Genomic DNA, 807 nt, shown 5'->3' on the forward strand with positions numbered 1-807 from the left:
AGTGAAGATTTTTCATCTTGATCAGTTGGCGAGTTCGAGGGCGACGACGGCTCGGACGATGGCGGTGATCCGGGTGGTGCCGCAGCGGAGCTTCCGCAGGAGCCGCCAGCCCTTGAGGACCGCCATGGCGCGTTCGCCGATGCTGCGGATCTCGGCATGGTCCCAGTTGTGACGCCGGCGCCGGCCGCGCAGGTTCCTGCCCCGAAACGGGACGCGGATGGCGGGGCTCGCACCCCGGTACGCCTTGTCGGCCCAGCACTTGATGTTGTCGGCGGCCAGAGCGGGCGGGATGTCGTGGGTCCGGGCCGCGGTCAGGTCGTGCGTGGATCCCGGCAGTGCGTCCGACGCCCAGATCAGGCGACCGGCCGGGTCGGCGAGAACCTGCACGTTCATGCCGTGGTGCTTCTTCTTGCCCGAGTAGTACGGGCGGTCGGCGGCGATGCGGTCGGTCAGCGGGAGCGTGCCGTCGAGGATCACGTAGGCCTTCCCGCGGACCGTGTCCATGGCCTGTTCCAGTGTCGGTGCGGGCGAGGCCAGGAGATCGACGGTCTCGCGTATGCAGCGGTAGGCCGTGGCGATCCCGATGCGGAAACCCGCCGCCAGGCGGGCGTTGGGGGTGCCCCCGGCCGGAGGCTGGGGGAGTGTCACCGCAGCGCAGGTGCGCGAGGACGAGCAGGGCCTGCTGGCCACAGGTGAGGCGGCGCCAGCGGGAGCCGATCCGACGCCGGTGCCCCGCGAGCAGACCGGCGAGACGCTGCGGGGTGCGGCTGGACAGATCGATGGCAGACGGGTAGACAAGCACGAGAG

General features: G+C 70.4%; 1 pseudogene. It reads right to left on the reverse strand.

The features are described 5' to 3' along the window. Positions 1-21: 21 nt before the first annotated feature. Positions 22-802: pseudogene (locus AC2CJA_RS26965) on the reverse strand (transposase family protein). Between the last annotated feature and the right edge of the window lie 5 nt (positions 803-807).

Source organism: Streptomyces sp. ATLC9, from assembly GCF_057196705.1.